The sequence below is a fragment of the Marivita sp. genome (genome assembly GCF_051859345.1).
Lineage (GTDB): Bacteria > Pseudomonadota > Alphaproteobacteria > Rhodobacterales > Rhodobacteraceae > Marivita.
The window spans coordinates 122,889-141,895 of record NZ_JBHYFV010000004.1 but is presented as its reverse complement, the minus strand read 5'-3'; the positions used below and the strand labels follow the sequence as shown (position 1 = coordinate 141,895).

The following is a 19,007-nucleotide window of genomic DNA, read 5'->3' as shown; positions in this document are numbered from 1 at the left end:
CGGCTCACGAATGCCGTTTCACATAATCCAGAAGCGCGCGCGTGCTGGCATCCTTGCTTTTGGCAGAGGCATCGCCACTGACCAACGGCCCCAGCGACGTGGCCAGTTCCTTGCCCAGTTCCACACCCCATTGATCGAACGAATTGATGCCCAAAATCACCCCTTCGACAAACACCCGGTGTTCATAAAGTGCGATAATCTGGCCCAGCACCTCTGGTGTGAGTTGTGGCATCATCAGCGTGGTTGATGGCCGGTTTCCGGGGAACACCCGGTGTCGCGCCTGCCGGTCCAACGCGTCTCCGGTCAGGCCCTTCTCGGCCATGATCCTGCGCGCCTCATCCAGCGACCGGCCGCGCATCAGCGCCTCGGACTGGGCAAGGCAATTGGCGATCAGCAGCTCGTGATGGTGGCGCAGGTCGGGTTCGTGACCTTCGGCCGCCACCATGAATTCACACGGCGCCACCCGTGTGCCCTGATGGATCAGCTGGTAAAAGGCGTGCTGTCCATTGGTTCCGGGTTCACCCCAGACCACCGGTCCCGAATTGACCGACAGCGCCGATCCGTCCATCGCCACCGATTTGCCATTCGATTCCATTTCCAACTGCTGAAGGTAGGCTGGAAGCCGTGACAAGCGATTGTCATAGGGCAGCACTGCGCGAGTGGCGTGGCCGAGCCCCTGATTGTGCCAGATGCCCACGAGTGCAAGCAGGACGGGCATGTTTTCGTGCAGGTCCGCAGATCGAAAGTGCAGGTCCATCGCCTGCCCACCCCGCAGGAATGCCTTGAACCCGTCGGCACCAATCGCGATCATCAGCGCCAGGCCGATCGGCCCCCACATCGAATAGCGTCCACCAACCCAATCCTCAAAACCCAACACGCGCCCGGACGGGATACCCCATTCCGCCGCGGCATCGGCGTTCGACGACAGAGCGATAAAACGCCCGTCCGCGGACACGCCACTGTCCTGCAACCACGCCCGCGCGGTGCGCGCGTTGGTCATGGTCTCGATCGTGGTAAAGGTCTTGGACGCCACGATGAACAGCGTCTTTTCCGGATCACATCCACGCAGCGTGTCGGCAATATCCGCCGCATCCACGTTCGATACGAAATGGCAACGCGGTCCGTCGCAATAGGGCGACAGCGCCAGATAGGCCATCGCGGGGCCAAGGTCTGACCCGCCGATGCCGATATTCACAACATCGGTGACATCGGATCCGCGGACATCCGCCGCCAGCGACTCCATCCGTGTCAGAGTGTCCAGAACCTCTGGCATGACGTCCTGTCCATCCACCATGACGGCAGGACCATCCAGATTGCGCAGCGCCGTATGCAGCACGGCCCGCCCTTCGGTTTGGTTGATCTTGTCACCGGCGAACATCGCATCGCGGCGCGCGGCCACATCCGCCGCCAGCGCGAGGTCGATCAGCACATCGCGCGTCGCCGAGTCAATCTGCGTTTTCGAGTAATCGAACAGCAGATCCAGCGCCGTTACGCTGAAGGCATCCGCCCGGTCGGCATCACGTTCGAACAATCCAAGGATCGACCGGTCCTTCCCTGCATCTGCCGCCGCTTTCAGCCCATGCCACATGATCGTCACTCCGCCCAATGGACTGTTGCACCGTCAAGCACGGCGTTGATCGGGGCCTCTTCGGGCGTCATGCCTTTGGCCTTTTCCAACGCATCGCGCTTGTCCTGTCCAAAGATCAGCACATGCTTGCGGATGGCATCATTGAGCACCCGCGCGCTGAGTGTGATGCGCGGTTCCGCGGCACCCGGCGCACGCATCGGCACCAGGATCGGTGCATCCGGTGCCAATGCCTTGTTCAATTGATCCGCCTCGGGAAAGATCGACGCTGTATGCAAGTCGGTCCCCATACCCAGAAGGACAACCGCAAGCGGCAATTCATCCACGATCTGGGCTTCCAGTTCCGCAAGGACATCCTCTGGTTCATGTGCCGAAACGTAAAGCGGCAGAAACCGGGCCTCGGCGGCGCGTTCGACCAATAGCCGTTCGCGGATCAGCCGGGTGTTGGAACGGGCACTGTCCTCGGGCACCCAGCGTTCGTCGGTAAGCATCACGTCAACCCGCGACCAATCCAGAACCGCCGCGCAAAGGTCATCGAACACCGGCCCCGGAGACGTCCCTCCGGGTACGGCCAGCACCACCCGCTCTTCGTGTTTGAGAACGGTGCGCAGATCGCCGGACAGCTGGTTGGCCAGGTCCATCGCCAGCAATTCGCGGTCTGGATAGGTTTGCAATTCATAGCTCATGCCTTCACCTCTCGCCATTTTCGGCCGTCCCGATGCATCAGCATCAGGGCGTCTTCCGGCCCCGAGCTTCCCGGATCATATTGCTTGGGCACATCATTGCGCGCCTGCCAGCCTTCGATCAGCGGGTCGGTCCAGGCCCATGCGGCCTCGACCTCGTCACCGCGCATGAACAGGGTCTGGTTGCCCCGGATCACGTCCATGATCAGGCGTTCATAAGCTTCCGTCGCTTCCTCGGCGTCGGGGCCCAGCGCCTCGGCGAAACTCATGTCGAGCGGTACATCCAGAAGACGCATACCACCCGGCCCTGGTTCCTTGATTGTCACATCCAGCGTCATGCCTTCGTTTGGCTGCAACCGGATCGCCAGCACATTGCGGTGCCGACCTGCATCCGCACCAAAGATCGAATGCGGCGCATCCTTGAACACCACCGCGATTTCCGACGCCCGCGCCTTGAGCCGTTTGCCCGTGCGCAGATAAAACGGTGTCCCCGCCCAGCGCCAGTTCGAGATATGGCACTTCATGGCGATAAAGCTTTCGGTGCGCGACTTGGGGTCTTCGACATCCTCGCGGTAGCTCTGTCCGTTCTCGTCGGCGCCGTATTGGCCGCGCACGATATGGTGCCAGTCCACAGGCTCCAACGCACGGATCACCTTGAGCTTTTCATCCCGCACCGCGTTGGGATCGAACTTCGCCGGAGGCTCCATCGCGATCAGACACAATAGCTGCATCAGGTGGTTTTGCACCATGTCGCGCATTGCGCCGGAATGATCGTAATACGCGCCACGACCACCAACGCCCACGGTTTCGGCCACGGTGATCTGGATGTGATCGACATATTGCGCATTCCAAAGCGGCTCGAACAGCATGTTGCCAAAGCGCACGGCCATCAGGTTCTGGACCGTCTCCTTGCCCAGATAGTGGTCGATCCGATAAATCTGCGTTTCGTCGAAATGCTGTGCCAGCGTGGCATTCAGCGCTTTCGCGGTTTCAAGGTCATGGCCGAACGGCTTTTCCACCACGATGCGGCTTTCCGGGGTCGCCAGACCAAACCGGTGCAACCGCTCGGCCAGATCGCCAAACAACGACGGACCGACCGAGAAATAGAACGCCCGTACACGGTCTTCGCGCATCTTGCCGTTCAGGTCGACCCAACCACCATCACCTTTGGCATCGGTGGTGACATAGGACACCGTCGCCAGAAAGGCCTCAAGCGTGCCGGCCTCGCAGGTCCGGCCACCGCCGAATTCGGCCACCGCATCAGAGACCATTTCGCGGTATTCGGAATCGTCCATTTCAGAACGCGCCGCGCCGATGATCTGCGATCCCTCGGGCATTTGCCCCGCGCAAAAGCGCCGGAACAATCCCGGCAGGATCTTGCGGCGGGCCAAATCCCCCGTGCCGCCAAAGATCACAAGGTCAAAAGGATCAACGGGAATAACGCGAGACACCATGGCGCGGTCCTTCCGATTCTGCTTCGCTCCGCGTCTTGTTAGCGCTAACGACCCAGATGTAAACTTATTTCGCAACGAATGGCGGCAGTCTAACATTCCGATTTGCGTCTGCAATCGGATTACCGACGGAACAGGCAAAGCCCCGCCCGCACCGATCAACACGCTTGATCCCGCGCCAGCCGCATGTCACCACGCGGCCAACCAAGGAGTCACCGATGGCACCCCGCAAAATCATTATCGACACCGACCCCGGACAAGACGACGCGGTCGCCATCCTCTTGGCTCTGGCGTCCCCCGAAGAAGTCGACGTTCTGGGCATCACAGCGGTGGCTGGCAACGTGCCGCTGCCGCTCACACAAAAGAATGCCCGGATCGTGTGCGAACTGGCTGGCAAGACCGAAACACGGGTGTTTGCCGGGTGTGATACACCGATTGCGCGCAAACTGATCACTGCGGAACATGTCCACGGCAAGACCGGCCTTGATGGTCCCACGTTGCCCGACCCCACCATGCCCCTGCAAGAACAGCACGGCGTCGATTTCATCATTGATACGCTGCGCTCAGAGCCAACGGGCACGGTCACGCTCTGCCCACTTGGCCCGCTTACCAATATCGCGGTTGCGCTGGAACGCGCACCCGACATTGCCGAGCGCATTCAGGAAATCGTCCTGATGGGTGGGGCCTATTTTGAAGTCGGCAACATCAGCCCGGCGGCGGAGTTCAACATCTACGTCGATCCCGAGGCGGCCAAGATCGTTTTCAACTGCGGCGCGCCGATCACCGTGATGCCACTTGACGTCACCCACAAAGCGCTTGTCACATCGGCACGCAACAACGCTTTCCGCGCCATCGGCACACCCGTCGGCATTGCGGTGGCCGAAATGACCGACTTCTTCGAGCGGTTCGACAAGGAAAAATACGGCAGCGCCGGCGCGCCGTTGCATGACCCTTGTGTGACAGCCTATCTGATCAAACCTGACCTTTTCACCGGGCGCCACATCAATGTCGAAATCGAAACAGGGTCCGACCTGACCCTTGGCATGACAGTGGCCGACTGGTGGGGCGTGACAGACCGCCCGGCCAACGCAACCTTCATGGGCGAAATCGACGCTGACGGGTTCTTTGCCCTGCTCACCGAACGACTGGCCCGACTATGAGATCCCTGCATCTGGCCGCGCCCGAGGATTTGCCGAAATTGCTGCCTTTGGTGGCGGCGTTTCACGACCATCAGGGTTTCAACACCACACCCGAGCATCAGCGCGACGCCATCCTTCCGCTGCTCGAAGGCAGCCCGCATGGGGCCGTCTGGCTCATCGGGCCGCGACGGGCGCCGGTGGGATATGTGGTCGTATCCTTCGGCTGGTCCGTCGAATATGGCGGCATGGACGCCATCGTGGACGAATTGTTCGTGCGAAGCGCCGTGCGCAAACGCGGAATGGGATCGGATGCACTGAACGGGCTGTCAAAGGCGCTCAAGGAAGGTGGCATTCGCGCCCTGCACCTTGAGGCGGACCAGAACGACGACACCCTCAAACGGTTCTACCAGCGCTCAAAATTCTTCACCCGCGAAGGCTATGCCTACATGTCGCGCGAACTCTGACCAGCTTCTTAGGTCATCGACGTCACGACGATGATCATTAACAGCGAATAGAGCATGATGCCGCCCCCGATCAGCCAGACGGGATAGTTGCGCCCGACGCTGGCCTTGGCCAACTCCTTGGCCTGATACAGCAGGTCCGGCCATGTGTAGCTGACGAAATCGCCTTGCGTGAAGATCACCTTCACCCGTCCCTCGTCGTCCACCACGGGCAAGCGGCGGAAACGCTCGTTCGACATAATGCGCAGCCAATCCACCACGTCATCGGTTTCGCGCGCAAGTTTCGGATCACTGGTCATGATCTCGGAAAGCTTGGTGGTCTTGGCATCCTTGCCTGGATTGACCAGCTTTTTCATGACGTCCCGTTCGGTTGCAATACCGATGACCTTGTCATCCGGATCGACAATCACGACCGACCCGAAATCCTTGGCGCTCATCACGGCAACGGCTTCGGCCACTGTGGCAGTTGGCGGGAAACACAGCGGTTTGGGTTTGGAGGCAAACTCTGGACGATCCTTGAGTGTCATGCCGTAGGTGTCTGAGGCAGCCATGCGGAATACTCCTTTTTTCAGCCTCCCTAAAATCCTAGCGCCGATCTCACAAAGACAAGCCACTGGGACAAGCCACTGGCGACGCCGGGCAGCGGCCCCTATATCCAACGCATGACCTTGCACATTCCCTTCGACAACAGCTACGCCACCCTGCCCGACGGCTTTTTTGCGCGGGTATCCCCGGAACCTGTCAAGACTCCGTCGTTGATTGCCGTGAACGCCAACCTGGCGCGTGATCTCGGGATTGACGGGTTGGATGACCCGAACCTTGCCGCGCTTTTTTCCGGCAATGCGCTGCCGGAAGGAGCCGCACCTCTGGCGCAGCTTTACGCCGGCCACCAGTTCGGCCAGTACAACCCGCAGCTTGGCGATGGTCGCGCGGTGCTTTTGGGCGAAACCATCGGACAGGACGGCACCCGCCGCGACATTCAGCTCAAGGGATCGGGGCGCACACCCTATTCGCGCGGCGGCGATGGTCGTGCCTGGCTGGGGCCGGTGCTGCGCGAATATGTGGTCAGCGAAGCGATGCATGCGCTTGGCGTACCGACCACGCGCGCGCTTGCAGCCGTGCGGACCGGAGAACGTGTCGTACGGGAACAACCCTTGCCCGGCGCTGTCCTCACCCGCGTGGCGCACAGCCATCTGCGCGTCGGCACGTTTCAGGTCTTTGCCGCACGCGGAGACACGCAGGCCCTGCAAACCCTGTTCGACTACGCGGTCGCGCGCCACTATCCCGACGCCACCGATCCGGCGCTGTTTCTTGATGCAGTCATGCGCAAACAGGCAGCGCTGGTGGCTCAATGGCTCAGCCTTGGTTTTATCCACGGTGTGATGAACACCGACAATTGCAGCATCGCGGGCGAAACCATCGACTACGGCCCCTGCGCCTTCATGGACAGCTACCATCCCGAAACGGTCTATTCCTCGATCGACCGCTTCGGGCGCTACAGCTATGCGGCGCAGGCCGACATCATCGTCTGGAACATGGCGCAACTGGCCACCGCGCTCTTGTCGCTGATGCCTGACCCCGAAGCGGCGGTCGAACCGTTCACCGCGCAAATCCACACCATGCCGGAAATGATCCGCGCCGAATGGCTGTCCCGCTTTGGCAAAAAGATCGGCCTTGCCCATGCAACACAGGAGGACGCGACACTGATCACCAACCTTCTGACCCTGATGCAGGATTCCGAGGCCGATTTCACCAACACGTTCCGGGATCTCTGTGAAGGCACGGCGCGCGATCAGTTCGCGGATTCCACCGGGTTCGATCAATGGGCCGACGTATGGAACGCCCGCCTTGAGTCCGAGGACACCCCGATGGACGTAATGCGACAGGTCAACCCGGCGCTGATCCCGCGCAATCATCGCATCGAAGAGATGATCGCAGCAGCGGTCGCGGGCGACGACAGTCTGTTCCACCGGCTGAACACGGCATATGCGACACCCTATGCGGACGATTCCCACATGTCGGACCTGCGCGAACCTCCAATGCCAAACGAGGTGGTTCAGGCCACATTCTGCGGAACCTGAGCGACCAGAACAGTCGCCTCGGTCTCACGAATCTGTCATCGTGGCGCTGAACAAATTTGGAGTACGGATATGAGTCTCATGGGAACACTGGCCAAAGTGGCCATCGGCTATGCAACTGCGCGTGGCGTTGATCAGCTTTCGGGCGGCAAGGGTCTTGGTGGCCTCATGGGGGGCGCACAGGTGCCCGGTGACAATCCGATGGCGAAAATCCAGGCCCAGATGGGCAAGATGATGGGTGGTGCCGGAGGCGAAAACCCGCTTGCCGGCATCATGGACAAACTTCAATCCGGTGGGCTTGACCTGTCGTCTGTCATGGGTGGCGGAACAAGCCAGACCAACCAGTCTGCGACCGACAAGGGCGGACTTTTGTCCCAGCTCGGCGGCAGCGGTGGCGCGGGTCTGGCCGGTATCCTTGCCGCAGCCGGTGGCATGGCAGCGATGGGTGGCAAGAACATGGGCGGGCTGATGGACCAATTCGCCCAATCCGGGGCCGCCGCTCCGCAGGCCGAAGAAACTGCGGCGCTGATGCTGCGGGCGATGATCCAGACCGCCAAGGCCGATGGCGGGATCGACGAGGCGGAACGCGCGAAGATCCTTGCAACCGTGGGCGAAGACGCCGATGCCGAAGACATCGCATTCGTTCAGGAACAGCTTGCCGCGCCGGTCGATGTGCAAGGCCTTGCCAAAGACACCCCCGCCGCGTTGCGCACACAAGTTTACGGCGCATCGCTAATGACCATCCGGCTCGATTCAGAGGCCGAGGCGCAGTACCTGCACGAACTGGCGCAGGCAATGGAGCTTGACCAACCCACGGTCAACACCCTGCACATGCAGATGGGGGTCCAGCCACTTTACAGCTGAACCTGACAGACCTTCATGAAAGGGATTCTTCTGGCCGTTCTCGGTGTCCTGATCCTGACACCGGACGCGCTGCTTATTCGATTGTCCGGGCTTGAGGCGGCACCGCTGGTGGCGTGGCGTGGTCTGGCGATGGGGACGCTGTTCCTCATCGCCGCCGCGCTGACGGGCCAGCTGCGCCTGTTTCCACGGCTTGCGTCGGGTGCGGGCATCGCCCTGGTGCTGTCCCAGTGGGCCAATGCAGCCCTGTTTGCCCCCGCCATTTCGCTTGCTCCGGTGGCGCTTGTCCTGATTGCCGTGGCCACGGTGCCGATCTGGGCCGCCATCCTGTCCTGGCTGCTCTACCAACAACCCACCCGCCCCGCGACATGGGTGACCATCGTCATCGTGAGCGCGGGGATTATCCTCGCCATGTCCGGAAAAAGCGACGTGGCCTTCACGACAAATTCGGTCATCGGCGTGGCCTGCGGACTTGGCGTGGCCCTCAGCCTGTCGCTCAGCTTTACGCTGTTGCGTCACAACCCCGAGATGCCATTGCTGACCGCGGTGGGGGCCGGATCCCTGCTGGCAGGTCTCAGCGCCGTTGGCCTCACCACGCCCGAGGTGATGGCCTCCGGCACCACATGGGCCATTGCGACGGCCAGCTTTGTGGTTTTGCCCCTGTCCTTCTACCTCATGTCCGAAGCCTCGCGGCACACTGCCTCGGTCAATGTGAGCCTGGTGCTTCTTCTGGAAACCGTGCTTGGCCCTCTTTGGGTCTGGGCGGTGATCCGGGAAACGCCGACCGCCAGCATGATGACAGGCGGGGCTATCGTGGTCGCATCACTTGCACTCTACCTCTGGCACCTTCGCCGCACCGCGTAATTTTTACCACCCGCCTTATGGCCATGACCGGCGCAGTTGGATAAACCTCGCTGCACCACGACAAGAGGACCGGCGATGTCCGACACCATCATCTCGCGCTGCGAAGCGCAGGGGCTGCGCCTCACAGAGCAGCGCCGCACCATCGCGCAGGTGCTCGAAGATGCTAAGGACCATCCCCATGTCGAGGAACTCTATGTCCGCGCCTCGGGTATTGATCCCAACATCTCGATTGCCACGGTCTATCGCACGGTCAAGCTGTTCGAAGAGGCCGGAATTCTGGAAAAGGTCGATTTCGGCGATGGCCGCGCACGCTATGAAGACGCGGAACGCGACCATCACGATCACCTGATCGACCTGCAGACCGGCAAGGTGATCGAATTTGTCGACCCGGATATCGAAGCCCTGCAGGAAAAGATCGCGGCCAAGCTGGGGTATCGTCTAAAGGGTCACAAGCTTGAACTCTACGGCGTGCCGATCAAGAAATAACACCGGCATTCCGCAGGTTTGCAGGCGCAAACGCTCTGGCCTATGCCCGAAAAGAGGCGTAGCCCAACGCCATGCACATCATTCGCGCCATTTTCCTGATGATCCTAGCAATGGCGCTTCTGGCGCTCAGCGATGTGTTCATCAAACTGTCCTCCCGCACCTTGCCGCCGGGATATGTGATGTTTTATCTCAGCGCGGGCGGCACCTTGTGCTTTATGCTGATCGCCAAATGGCAGGGCGCAAACCTTCTCAGTCGCGATATGTTCCACCCGTGGGTTCTGGCGCGCAGCGGGCTCGAGGTCATCGGGGGGCTGGGGCTGGTCTGGTCAATCGGCGTGATCCCCCTGTCACTTTTTGCAGCCATCATGCAGATGGCTCCGCTTGTCGTCACGCTGGGGGCTGCCGTGTTTCTGAAGGAACCGGTTGGACCCCGCCGCTGGTTTGCGATCTTCATCGGGATCATCGGCATGCTGCTGGTGATCCGCCCCGGAGCCGAAGGATTTCAACCCGCCGCCCTTTTTGCGGTGATGGGCGTCTGTGGGCTGGGTCTGCGTGATCTGATCACCCGGCTGGCCCCCGCGCATATTCCCTCGATCTCGCTGGCCACCTGGGGGTTCGCGTCAACCATTCCCGTTGGCCTTGCCCTTGTCCTGCTGCTTGACGCGCCGGAAAAGATGACCCCCACATCCACTTGGTACATGGGGATCGGTGTCGTGGTGACCGCCCTGGGGTATTACGCCGTCACGCAGGCCATGCGCATGGCGCCGGCGGCAATTGTCTCGCCTTTCCGCTACACACGGCTGATCTTTTCCATGAGCCTTGGCATCCTCATCTTCGGCGAACGGCCAGATGGCCTGACCCTGCTTGGGGCCGCGATCATCCTCGCTGCCGGGCTTTATGCGCTCTACCGCGAACGGCAACTGGCAATTGCAAATAGACAAACGGGCGAAAAAGCGGCGCGTTAGCGCTATCACCCCCAGTTTACTTTGCGTCCGTCCCTGCTATACCGCCGCGTAACTGCAGCTTCATCAGGACCAGAGCGCAATGAGCACCATTATCGACATCCACGCCCGCGAAATCCTCGACAGCCGGGGCAACCCCACTGTCGAAGTCGACGTCCTTCTGGAAGACGGCACCATCGGCCGCGCCGCCGTGCCATCGGGCGCATCCACCGGCGCATACGAGGCCGTTGAAAAGCGGGATGGCGACAAGAGCCGCTACATGGGCAAAGGTGTTCTCGAAGCAGTCGCCGCCGTGAACGGAGAGATCGCCGATGAAATCGTCGGCATGGATGCCACCGAACAGGTCGGCATCGACATGGCGATGATCGAACTCGACGGCACCGACAACAAGGGCCGCCTTGGGGCAAACGCCATTCTGGGTGTGAGCCTTGCCGTTGCAAAAGCCGCCGCCGATTTCTCGGCGCAGCCGCTGTTCCGCTATGTCGGCGGCACCTCTGCCCGCATCCTGCCGGTCCCGATGATGAACATCATCAACGGCGGGGAACACGCCGACAACCCGATCGACATCCAGGAATTCATGATCATGCCCGTGGCGGCAGAAAACATCCGCGACGCGGTGCGCATGGGCTCCGAAGTGTTTCACACTCTGAAAAAGGAACTGTCAGCGGCGGGTATGTCCACCGGCCTTGGCGATGAAGGTGGTTTTGCCCCGGAACTGGGATCGACCCGCGAGGCGCTTGATTTCATCCTCAAGTCCATCGAGAAAGCCGGCTACACGCCGGGCGACGACATCATGCTCGCCCTCGATTGCGCCGCGACCGAATACTACAAGGACGGCAACTACGTCTATGCTGGCGAAGGCAAGACGCTCACCTCGGACGAAAACGTCGCCTATCTGCAGGCGCTCGTGAACGACTACCCGATCCTGTCCATCGAAGACGGGATGTCCGAAGACGATTGGGACGGCTGGGCGACGTTGACCGAAGTACTGGGCGACAAGGTGCAACTGGTGGGGGACGATCTTTTCGTGACCAACCCGGTCCGGCTTGCCGATGGCATCGCGCGCGGCTGCGCCAATTCGATGCTGGTCAAGGTCAACCAGATCGGCACCCTGACCGAGACGTTGAAAGCCGTCGATATGGCCCACCGCGCACGGTACACCAACGTGATGTCGCATCGGTCGGGCGAAACCGAGGACGCCACCATTGCGGACCTGGCCGTTGCCACCAATTGCGGACAGATCAAGACCGGGTCGCTCGCGCGGTCCGACCGGTTGGCCAAGTACAACCAGCTGATCCGGATCGAGGAAATGCTGGCAGAGACCGCCGAGTACGCCGGGCGGTCAATCCTGCGGGGATAAGGTTTCGAATTTTCCTTCGGAAAATCCGACAGGCCGGGCGCTGCGCGCCCGGTTTTTTGCATATTTGGAAAAAGAAGAAGATCAGGATCCGCAGGATATCACCCCGAGGCGTCAGCTTCCTGCCTTCGGATCCTTGTAGATACCCTGTTCCTTCAAGGCATCCACAACCTCGGTCGGCATGTATTCCTCATCGTGCTTGGCCAGAATCTCGGACGCCTCGAAGACACCGTTGATGTAGCGACCCGTGCCGACCATGCCCTCATTCTCCGAAAACAAGTCGGGAAGCACGCCGGAATAGACAACCGGCACCGTCGCGCCGCCATCTGTCACGCTGAACGACACGGTGGACCCCTGCCCGCGCACGATTGACCCTTCCGCCACGAGCCCGCCAATGCGGAATGTCTCGTTTGGAGTTGGCGGCTCTGCCATCACCTGACTGGGGGACCGGAAAAAGTTGATGCCGTCGCGCATTCCGTATCCGATCAGCGCCGTCGACAACACAAGCGCCACCGTAGCCAGCGCAATCACCTGAATCCGTCTTTGTTTCTTGAGCGATTTCAGCGCCATGGCATCCTCTTAACTCTTGCGATGCCTTTATATAAGCACAGAACCGAGTTATGAGAACTGCGACAAATCACATTGTTACAAAACCACTATGGGAAACATGGCGCGAGCATCAGGCCGGCCGTTTCCTTCAGCCCCAGCATCAGGTTGGCATTCTGTACCGCCTGCCCCGACGACCCCTTGGTCAGGTTGTCAAGCGCTGCCACCACGATCGCGCGGCCCGCGATCCGGTCCCCTGTCACCCCGATATGACAAAAGTTCGATCCACGCACATGATGCGTCGAAGGGGTTTCGCCGAAGGGCAGCACTTCGATGAAGGGCTCATCCACATAGGCTTTGCCCAACGAGGCATGGACCGCCTGAGCGTCACCTCTGACATAACACGTCGCAAGAATTCCCCGGTTCGCGGGGATCAGATGCGGCGTGAACTGAATGCGCACCTCTTCGCCCGCCAAAGCACTGAATTCCTGATCGAATTCTCCAAGATGCCGATGGGTTCCACCAACCGCATAGGCATTGGTGCCTTCCGACAATTCCGCATGCAGAAGGTTTTCCTTGAGCGACCGACCAGCGCCGGACACGGCGCATTTCAAGTCCAGAATGATGTCCTGCAACCCGATAACCCGATCCGCAATCAGCGGCCGCAGAACGAACTGCCCTGTCGCCGCATTGCAGCCTGTCCCGGCGACCAGACGCGCCTGCCGGATGGCATCGCGGTAGAACTCGGTCAGACCATAGACCGCCTCTTTCTGCATCTCGACTGCCGCGTGCGGGTTGCCATACCATTTTTCGTACTCCGTCGGGTCGTGCAGCCGGAAATCCGCCGACAGATCAACGATCTTGAGATGTGTTGGCAGCTTTGAGATCACCTCCTGGCTGGTCTTGTGCGGCAGCGCGCAGAAACACAGGTCGATCCCGGAAAAATCAATCTCTTCCCATGTCACAAGCTGCGGCAGATCAAGGTGGCGCAAATGCGGGAACACCTGCGCGATGCTTTGTCCGGCTTTGGAATTCGCGGCCAGTGCGGCGATCTCCATGTCGGGATGGGTGGCGATCAGGCGCAACAATTCGGCTCCGGTATAGCCGCTGGCACCGATGATGGCGATTTTACAGGTCATGAGGTCACTCCCGTGACAAATTTGGATCGGAATAATCGAGGATGGTCAGGCTCAGGCAGAGTCAAAGCGGATCTGTCGTCGCAGAAACTGTGTCGCGTGATCCGACACACGTTTCGGGTCGCCCGTGGTCAGAAACATCGACGCATCCCCTGTGCCCAGCATCGTCGGGTGCCGCACAAGGTAATCCGCCAGCGATTCCGCCACCAGACGCGCCTGGGAATAGACGGCCACATCCGGCCCCAGCGCATCCTGGAACACCTCTTGCATCAGCGGATAATGCGTGCAGCCCAGGATCGCGGCCTGCGGTGTCGGCATCTTGCGCTTGAGCGCATCGACATGGCTGCGCACCAGTGCCTCGGCCAGGATCATGTCGCCCTCTTCGATGGCATCGACCAGCCCGCCGCAGGCCTGCGCCTCGACATCGACGCCAATTGCACGGAACGCGAGTTCGCGCTGAAATGCACGGCTGCGCACCGTTGCCGGGGTGGCAAACAGGGCCACATGCTGAACCGCCACTTCGCGCGGCGGGGAATTGTCGCCCCATTGCCGTTCGGTCAGCGCCTCGATCAGCGGAACAAAGACGCCCAGAACCCGCTTGTTGCGGGGTATCCAGCTTTCCTGCATCCGCCGGAGCGCCGCCGCCGAGGCGGTGTTGCACGCAAGGATCACAAGGTCGCAGCCCGCGTCCCACAAACGTTCTGTTGCAGTACAGGTCAGAGCGTAGACATCATCCGCGTCGCGGACCCCGTAAGGCGCGTTCTTGTTATCCCCAAGATACACAAACGGCACATCCGGCAAACGCCGGGACACCGCGTCCAGCACCGTCAGCCCGCCCAACCCGCTGTCAAATACGCCTACCGCCATTGCGCCCTCGCCCTGTTGGCTGGGTCACGTCTGGCCGCGCACCCGATGCCGATCTTCAAATTCAAACCCGTAATCCAACGACGGAAAGGGTGTTGGAGACAGCTCATACGTCGCTTTTCGCAGGAAATCCATCAGCTCTCGCGCGTCTTTTTTGCGCGCGTCGATCTCGTGCGCGCAAATCGGATCTCCGATGACGACACGCACCGGCGTATCAACGCGTTTGCGGAACTCTTTGATCAAAAGGCCCATGCGCAACGTGAAGTGCAGATGACTGGCCAACTGGAACAGCCGGCTGGTGTGGCCGTCGAAATAGATCGGCACCACCGTGGCGTTTGATTTCGCAATCATCCGGGCGGTAAACGCACGCCATCCGGGATCCATCGGTGTCGAGAACGGCTTGGCCGCCGTTGAAACCGTACCCCCCGGAAACACACCGATGCAGCCATCCTGCGCGAGATACTTGAACGCTGCTTTGCGCGTCATGATGTTCCGAGCGACGGCGTCTTTGGTTTCATCAAAATTGACAGGCAGGATGATCTTGTTCAGCTCTTCAGCCTTGCGAAAGATCTGATGCGCCAGAATGCGGAAATCGCCCCGCCTGACCGACAGGATATGGCCAAGGATCAACCCGTCAAGAATGCCGTAGGGATGATTGGCGATCACGATCAGCGGCCCGTCTTTGGGAATATTGTCCAGCGCGCCGCCCACAACATCAAGGCTGAGCCCATAGCGGTCGACCATCACTTCCCAGAAATCACGGCCAAGCGCGACTTCGTGCTCATAGCCCTCAGCTCGCCTGATCAGGTCAAGACGACCGGTTGCGTTTTCCATCAGGCGTATCATCGCACGCCCCGGTTTGGAGCGTGCCGAATACGCGTAGGATATATCGCGGGCAGCGGAAGAGGTCACCGAGGCGGCTCCGTCAGGGATGAGTCAGGGCGTGCTAACGTGCTTCGTCTTACCCGCATAGATGTAACAGGTGTGTAAAGCTCATGTGACGCACAGGCGCAGACCATCCGCGCCTGTCACGTCCCCGAACCCTTACTCTGCCGCCTGTTTCAGCCCTGCACCGCCATCGCGCAACATGGCCAGAATGTTCTCTCGCCGCTTTTCGGCCTTTGCCGCGTTGGCGTCCTTCACCGGGCCGAAGCCCTTGATCTGAAGCGGCAATTCCGCGAGCGCGACAAGCGCATCCATTGTTTCGGGACGCGCCTTGGGCAGCCAGTGTGCCATGTCCGCCTCGTACTGCTTGATCAGCGCTCGCTCCATGCGGCGTTCGTCCGAGCGGCCAAACGGGTCCAGAGGCGTGCCGCGCAGCGCCTTCAGTCTGGCCAGAATGCCGAACCCGGTCAGCATCCCTTCCCCGTATTGCTTTTTCACAGGTCGCCCGTCGGGACCTGTCTTGCTCAGGATCGGAGGCGCAAGGTGGAACGACATCTTGAAGTCACCGCCAAACTGCTCTTGCGCCTTTTGCCGTGTTTCAAGGTGAAGCCGCGCCACTTCGTATTCGTCCTTGTAGGCCAGCAGCTTGTGATACCCCTTGGCCACGGCCTCTTTCAGGTGTGCATCCGATACCTGATCCACCAGTTTGCGATACCGTTTTGCATAGCGCTTGCTTTGATATTTTACCAAATGGTCAAATCTGTACGCGACCTTCTCCTCCAGAGTGTTGGGCATGGCCACCACCTTGGGTTCTGCCACGCGCCTTGCGTCTTCTGGATGCAGCACCGCCCAACGGCCGACCTCGAACGCGCGGATGTTCTTTTCCGCAGCCGCCCCGTTCAGGTCAATCGCTTGCACAATGGCGTCCCGCGTCAGCGGCACCAGCCCGCGCTGCCATGCGGCACCCAGGATCATCATGTTCGAAAAGATCGAATCCCCCAGCGTCGCATTGGCCAGTTCGGACGCATCGAACAGATCCAGACGTTCCCGTAGCCGCGCCTCGAGCGAGACTTTCAGCCGGTCGGTCGGCAGGGCGAAATCCGTGTTGCGCGTAAAATCCCCGGTGATGATTTCGTGGCTGTTCACAACGCCACCCGTGCGCCCCGTGCGCATCAGGCCCAGGGTCTTTGCTCCGGCGCTGACGACAAGATCGCCACCGATCAGCGCGTCCGCCTCACCCGTCGCCACGCGAATGGCGTTGATGTCCTCGGGACGGTTTGCCAGCCGCAAATGGATATGCACCGCGCCACCCTTCTGTGCGAGGCCCGCCATTTCCATCATGCCCGCGCCCTTGCCGTCGATCTGCGCCGCCTGCGCCAGCACCGCGCCGATGGTCACGACCCCGGTTCCGCCGACGCCTGTGACGACCATGTTCCAGGTGCCGTCAATGGCGGGTAGATCGGGGTTGGGCATGTCCGGCAGGGTGATATCCGCGGTCGCCGCCTTTTTCACCTGCGCCCCCTCCAAGGTCACGAACGACGGGCAAAACCCTTTGAGACAAGAGAAATCCTTGTTGCAAGACGACTGGTCAATCGCCCTCTTGCGGCCCAGTTCGGTTTCCTTTGGCACGATGGACACGCAGTTGGATTGCACACCACAATCGCCACAGCCTTCGCAGACATCGGTGTTGATGAACACGCGCTTGTCGGGATCGGGGAATTGACCCCGCTTGCGGCGGCGGCGCTTTTCGGCGGCGCAGGTCTGAATGTAGACGATGGCGCTCACGCCTTGGGTCTTTGCAAAGGTCTCCTGCACGGTTTGCAAATCTGCCCGCTCTGCAATTTCAATGCCTTGCGGGAACGCCTTGAAGTCCACATCCTCTTTCTCGTCATAGACGACGGCAAGATGTTGCACCCCCATGGCGCGCAGTTCTGCCGCGATCTGCTGCGGTGACAATCCACCATCGTTCTTCTGCCCACCCGTCATGGCGACGGCGTCGTTATAGAGGATCTTGTAGGTGATCGTCGTGCCTGCCGCGATGGCTGCGCGAATGGCTTGCACCCCGGAATGGTTGTAGGTTCCGTCGCCAAGGTTCTGAAAAACATGGGGAGTTTTGGAGAACAGGGATTCCCCGATCCAGTTGGCACCTTCGGCCCCCATATGGGTAAAGCCCTGCGTTTCACGGTCCATCCACTGCACCATGTAGTGACAGCCGATCCCGGCATAGGCGCGGCTGCCCTCGGGCACCTTGGTCGATGAGTTGTGCGGACAGCCGGAACAGAAATACGGCAGACGCGCCGCGATCTCTTCGGCGTTGTCGGCTTTGCGAGCCTCATCAAGGGCTTGCATGCCGGCCTTGATGCGATCGGTGTCGCGACCTTCCTCGATCAGGATCTCGCCCAGCTTTTGCGCAATCAGGATAGGGTCCAGCGCGCCGCGCGTCGGGAACAGTTCCGGCCCGTGCATCGACCCGGCCCCGCCGCCCTTGTGCCAGCCCCAGACACGGCGCCCCTGGCGATCGTCAAAGATCGCCTCCTTGATCTGCACCTCGATGAGCTTGCGCTTTTCTTCAACCACAACGATGAGGTCGAGTCCTTCGGCCCAGTCGTGGAACCCCTTCATGTCAAGCGGCCAGGTCTGCCCCACCTTGTAAGTGGTGACGCCAAGCCGTTCGGCTTCGTTTGCGTCGATGCCGAGCAATGACAGCGCATGCACCAGATCAAGCCAGTTCTTGCCCGCCGCGACAAAGCCGATCTTTGCCCCCGGCTTGCCCCACATCCGCTTGTCCATCTTGTTGGCGTGCGAGAACGACTCGGCGGCAAAGCGCTTATGGTCGATCATCCTCGCTTCCTGCGCGTGCGGTGTGTCGCCCAAACGGATGTTCAACCCGCCTTCGGGCATGTCAAATGGCGGCACCACAAACGACATCCGGTCCGGGCGAGCATCGACAACCGCTGTCGCCTCAACCGTGTCCTTCATCGTCTTCAGACCGACCCAAAGGCCGGAAAACCGCGAAAGCGCAAATCCGTAGAGCCCGTAATCAAGAATTTCCTGCACCCCGGCAGGCGACACCACCGGCATGTAGGCATCCACCATCGCCCATTCGGATTGGTGCAGCACGGTCGAGGATTCCCCCGTATGGTCATCGCCCATCGCCATCAGCACACCACCATGTGCCGAAGACCCCGCCATGTTGGCATGGCGCATCGCATCACCAGACCGATCCACCCCCGGCCCCTTGCCGTACCACAGGCCGAAGACACCGTCATGCGTGCCCTCGCCGCGCAGTTCGGCTTGCTGCGCGCCCCAAAGCGCGGTCACGGCCAGATCCTCGTTCAGACCTTCCTTGAACGTGACATCGGCGGCTTTCAGGTAGCGCGCGGCCTTGTTCATCTGCAGATCGACAGCGCCAAGCGGCGAACCACGATAGCCCGTCACATACCCAGCCGTGTTCAGCCCCGCAGCGACATCGCGCGCCTTCTGCATCAGCATCAGCCGCACCAGCGCCTGAGTTCCATTCAGCAAAACGGGTGATTTGCTCAGATCGAAACGGTCGTTCAGCGTAATCTCGGATTTGGTCATGCGACGCCTCCCTGCGCGGAATGTCCCTTTAGTTTAGCACAAATTTAGGTCATAATTGCTGACCTTA

Annotated in this window: 17 protein-coding genes; 8 read left to right on the top strand and 9 right to left on the bottom strand. The window is 60.6% G+C overall.

Annotation, left to right across the window (positions count from 1 at the left end):
- Window positions 1-4: 4 nt before the first annotated feature.
- The 3 genes from pgi to zwf are packed head-to-tail and all read right to left on the bottom strand — an operon-like array spanning window position 5 to window position 3,722.
- A complete protein-coding gene (gene pgi, locus ACTIEN_RS04695; RefSeq protein ID WP_439521950.1) occupies window positions 5-1,588 on the bottom strand; it encodes a glucose-6-phosphate isomerase in 1,584 nt (527 codons plus the stop codon).
- A gap of 5 nt (window positions 1,589-1,593) precedes the next feature.
- Window positions 1,594-2,271: a 6-phosphogluconolactonase gene (gene pgl, locus ACTIEN_RS04690; protein ID WP_439521949.1), complete on the bottom strand. Its 678-nt coding sequence runs from the start codon at window positions 2,269-2,271 to the stop codon at window positions 1,594-1,596.
- Window positions 2,268-3,722, bottom strand: coding sequence for a glucose-6-phosphate dehydrogenase (zwf, locus tag ACTIEN_RS04685; protein ID WP_439521948.1), 1,455 nt, complete (start codon window positions 3,720-3,722; stop codon window positions 2,268-2,270). The genes pgl and zwf overlap by 4 nt, the downstream gene beginning before the upstream one ends.
- Window positions 3,723-3,937: 215 nt before the next feature.
- On the opposite strand from zwf, the gene ACTIEN_RS04680 reads away from it, so the two are divergent.
- Together ACTIEN_RS04680 and ACTIEN_RS04675 are read left to right on the top strand one after the other, a co-directional pair.
- Window positions 3,938-4,879, top strand: a complete 942-nt coding sequence (locus ACTIEN_RS04680; protein WP_439521947.1) for a nucleoside hydrolase — start codon at window positions 3,938-3,940, stop codon at window positions 4,877-4,879.
- On the top strand, window positions 4,876-5,322 hold the full coding sequence (locus ACTIEN_RS04675) for a GNAT family N-acetyltransferase (protein WP_439521946.1): 447 nt from the start codon (window positions 4,876-4,878) through the stop codon (window positions 5,320-5,322). Before ACTIEN_RS04680 ends, ACTIEN_RS04675 begins: the two co-directional genes overlap by 4 nt.
- An 8-nt stretch (window positions 5,323-5,330) precedes the next feature.
- On the opposite strand, the gene ACTIEN_RS04670 is transcribed toward ACTIEN_RS04675, so the two are convergent.
- Window positions 5,331-5,870: a CBS domain-containing protein gene (locus ACTIEN_RS04670; protein ID WP_439521945.1), complete on the bottom strand. Its 540-nt coding sequence runs from the start codon at window positions 5,868-5,870 to the stop codon at window positions 5,331-5,333.
- Window positions 5,871-5,981: 111 nt separating this feature from the next.
- Between ACTIEN_RS04670 and ACTIEN_RS04665 the strand changes: the two genes are divergently transcribed.
- From ACTIEN_RS04665 to eno, 6 genes are all read left to right on the top strand, one after another.
- Complete coding sequence (locus ACTIEN_RS04665) at window positions 5,982-7,400, top strand: protein adenylyltransferase SelO (protein ID WP_439521944.1); 1,419 nt, start codon at window positions 5,982-5,984, stop codon at window positions 7,398-7,400.
- 69 nt (window positions 7,401-7,469) lie between these two features.
- On the top strand, window positions 7,470-8,261 hold the full coding sequence (locus ACTIEN_RS04660) for a DUF533 domain-containing protein (protein ID WP_439521943.1): 792 nt from the start codon (window positions 7,470-7,472) through the stop codon (window positions 8,259-8,261).
- Between the two features lie 15 nt (window positions 8,262-8,276).
- Window positions 8,277-9,122, top strand: coding sequence for a DMT family transporter (locus ACTIEN_RS04655; RefSeq protein ID WP_439521942.1), 846 nt, complete (start codon window positions 8,277-8,279; stop codon window positions 9,120-9,122).
- 75 nt (window positions 9,123-9,197) lie between these two features.
- Window positions 9,198-9,608 (top strand): Fur family transcriptional regulator, encoded by a 411-nt coding sequence (locus tag ACTIEN_RS04650; protein ID WP_439521941.1) that lies wholly within the window; start codon window positions 9,198-9,200, stop codon window positions 9,606-9,608.
- Window positions 9,609-9,679: 71 nt separating this feature from the next.
- Window positions 9,680-10,573 (top strand): DMT family transporter, encoded by an 894-nt coding sequence (locus tag ACTIEN_RS04645; RefSeq protein WP_439521940.1) that lies wholly within the window; start codon window positions 9,680-9,682, stop codon window positions 10,571-10,573.
- Between the two features lie 79 nt (window positions 10,574-10,652).
- Window positions 10,653-11,930: a phosphopyruvate hydratase gene (gene eno, locus ACTIEN_RS04640; RefSeq protein ID WP_439521939.1), complete on the top strand. Its 1,278-nt coding sequence runs from the start codon at window positions 10,653-10,655 to the stop codon at window positions 11,928-11,930.
- Between the two features lie 111 nt (window positions 11,931-12,041).
- Here the strand turns inward: eno and ccmE are convergent, their stop codons facing one another.
- The 5 genes from ccmE to ACTIEN_RS04615 all read right to left on the bottom strand — a co-directional run bounded on the left by ccmE (window position 12,042) and on the right by ACTIEN_RS04615 (window position 18,940).
- Window positions 12,042-12,491 carry a cytochrome c maturation protein CcmE gene (gene ccmE, locus ACTIEN_RS04635; protein ID WP_439521999.1) on the bottom strand — a complete coding sequence of 150 codons (450 nt, stop codon included), beginning with the start codon at window positions 12,489-12,491 and terminating at the stop codon, window positions 12,042-12,044.
- Window positions 12,492-12,583: 92 nt separating this feature from the next.
- Window positions 12,584-13,612 carry an N-acetyl-gamma-glutamyl-phosphate reductase gene (argC, locus tag ACTIEN_RS04630; RefSeq protein WP_439521938.1) on the bottom strand — a complete coding sequence of 343 codons (1,029 nt, stop codon included), beginning with the start codon at window positions 13,610-13,612 and terminating at the stop codon, window positions 12,584-12,586.
- 51 nt (window positions 13,613-13,663) lie between these two features.
- Window positions 13,664-14,476 (bottom strand): glutamate racemase, encoded by an 813-nt coding sequence (murI, locus tag ACTIEN_RS04625; protein WP_439521937.1) that lies wholly within the window; start codon window positions 14,474-14,476, stop codon window positions 13,664-13,666.
- Window positions 14,477-14,500: 24 nt separating this feature from the next.
- Window positions 14,501-15,385 carry a lysophospholipid acyltransferase family protein gene (locus tag ACTIEN_RS04620; RefSeq protein ID WP_439521936.1) on the bottom strand — a complete coding sequence of 295 codons (885 nt, stop codon included), beginning with the start codon at window positions 15,383-15,385 and terminating at the stop codon, window positions 14,501-14,503.
- Between the two features lie 132 nt (window positions 15,386-15,517).
- Window positions 15,518-18,940, bottom strand: coding sequence for an indolepyruvate ferredoxin oxidoreductase family protein (locus tag ACTIEN_RS04615; protein WP_439521935.1), 3,423 nt, complete (start codon window positions 18,938-18,940; stop codon window positions 15,518-15,520).
- Window positions 18,941-19,007: the final 67 nt, after the last annotated feature.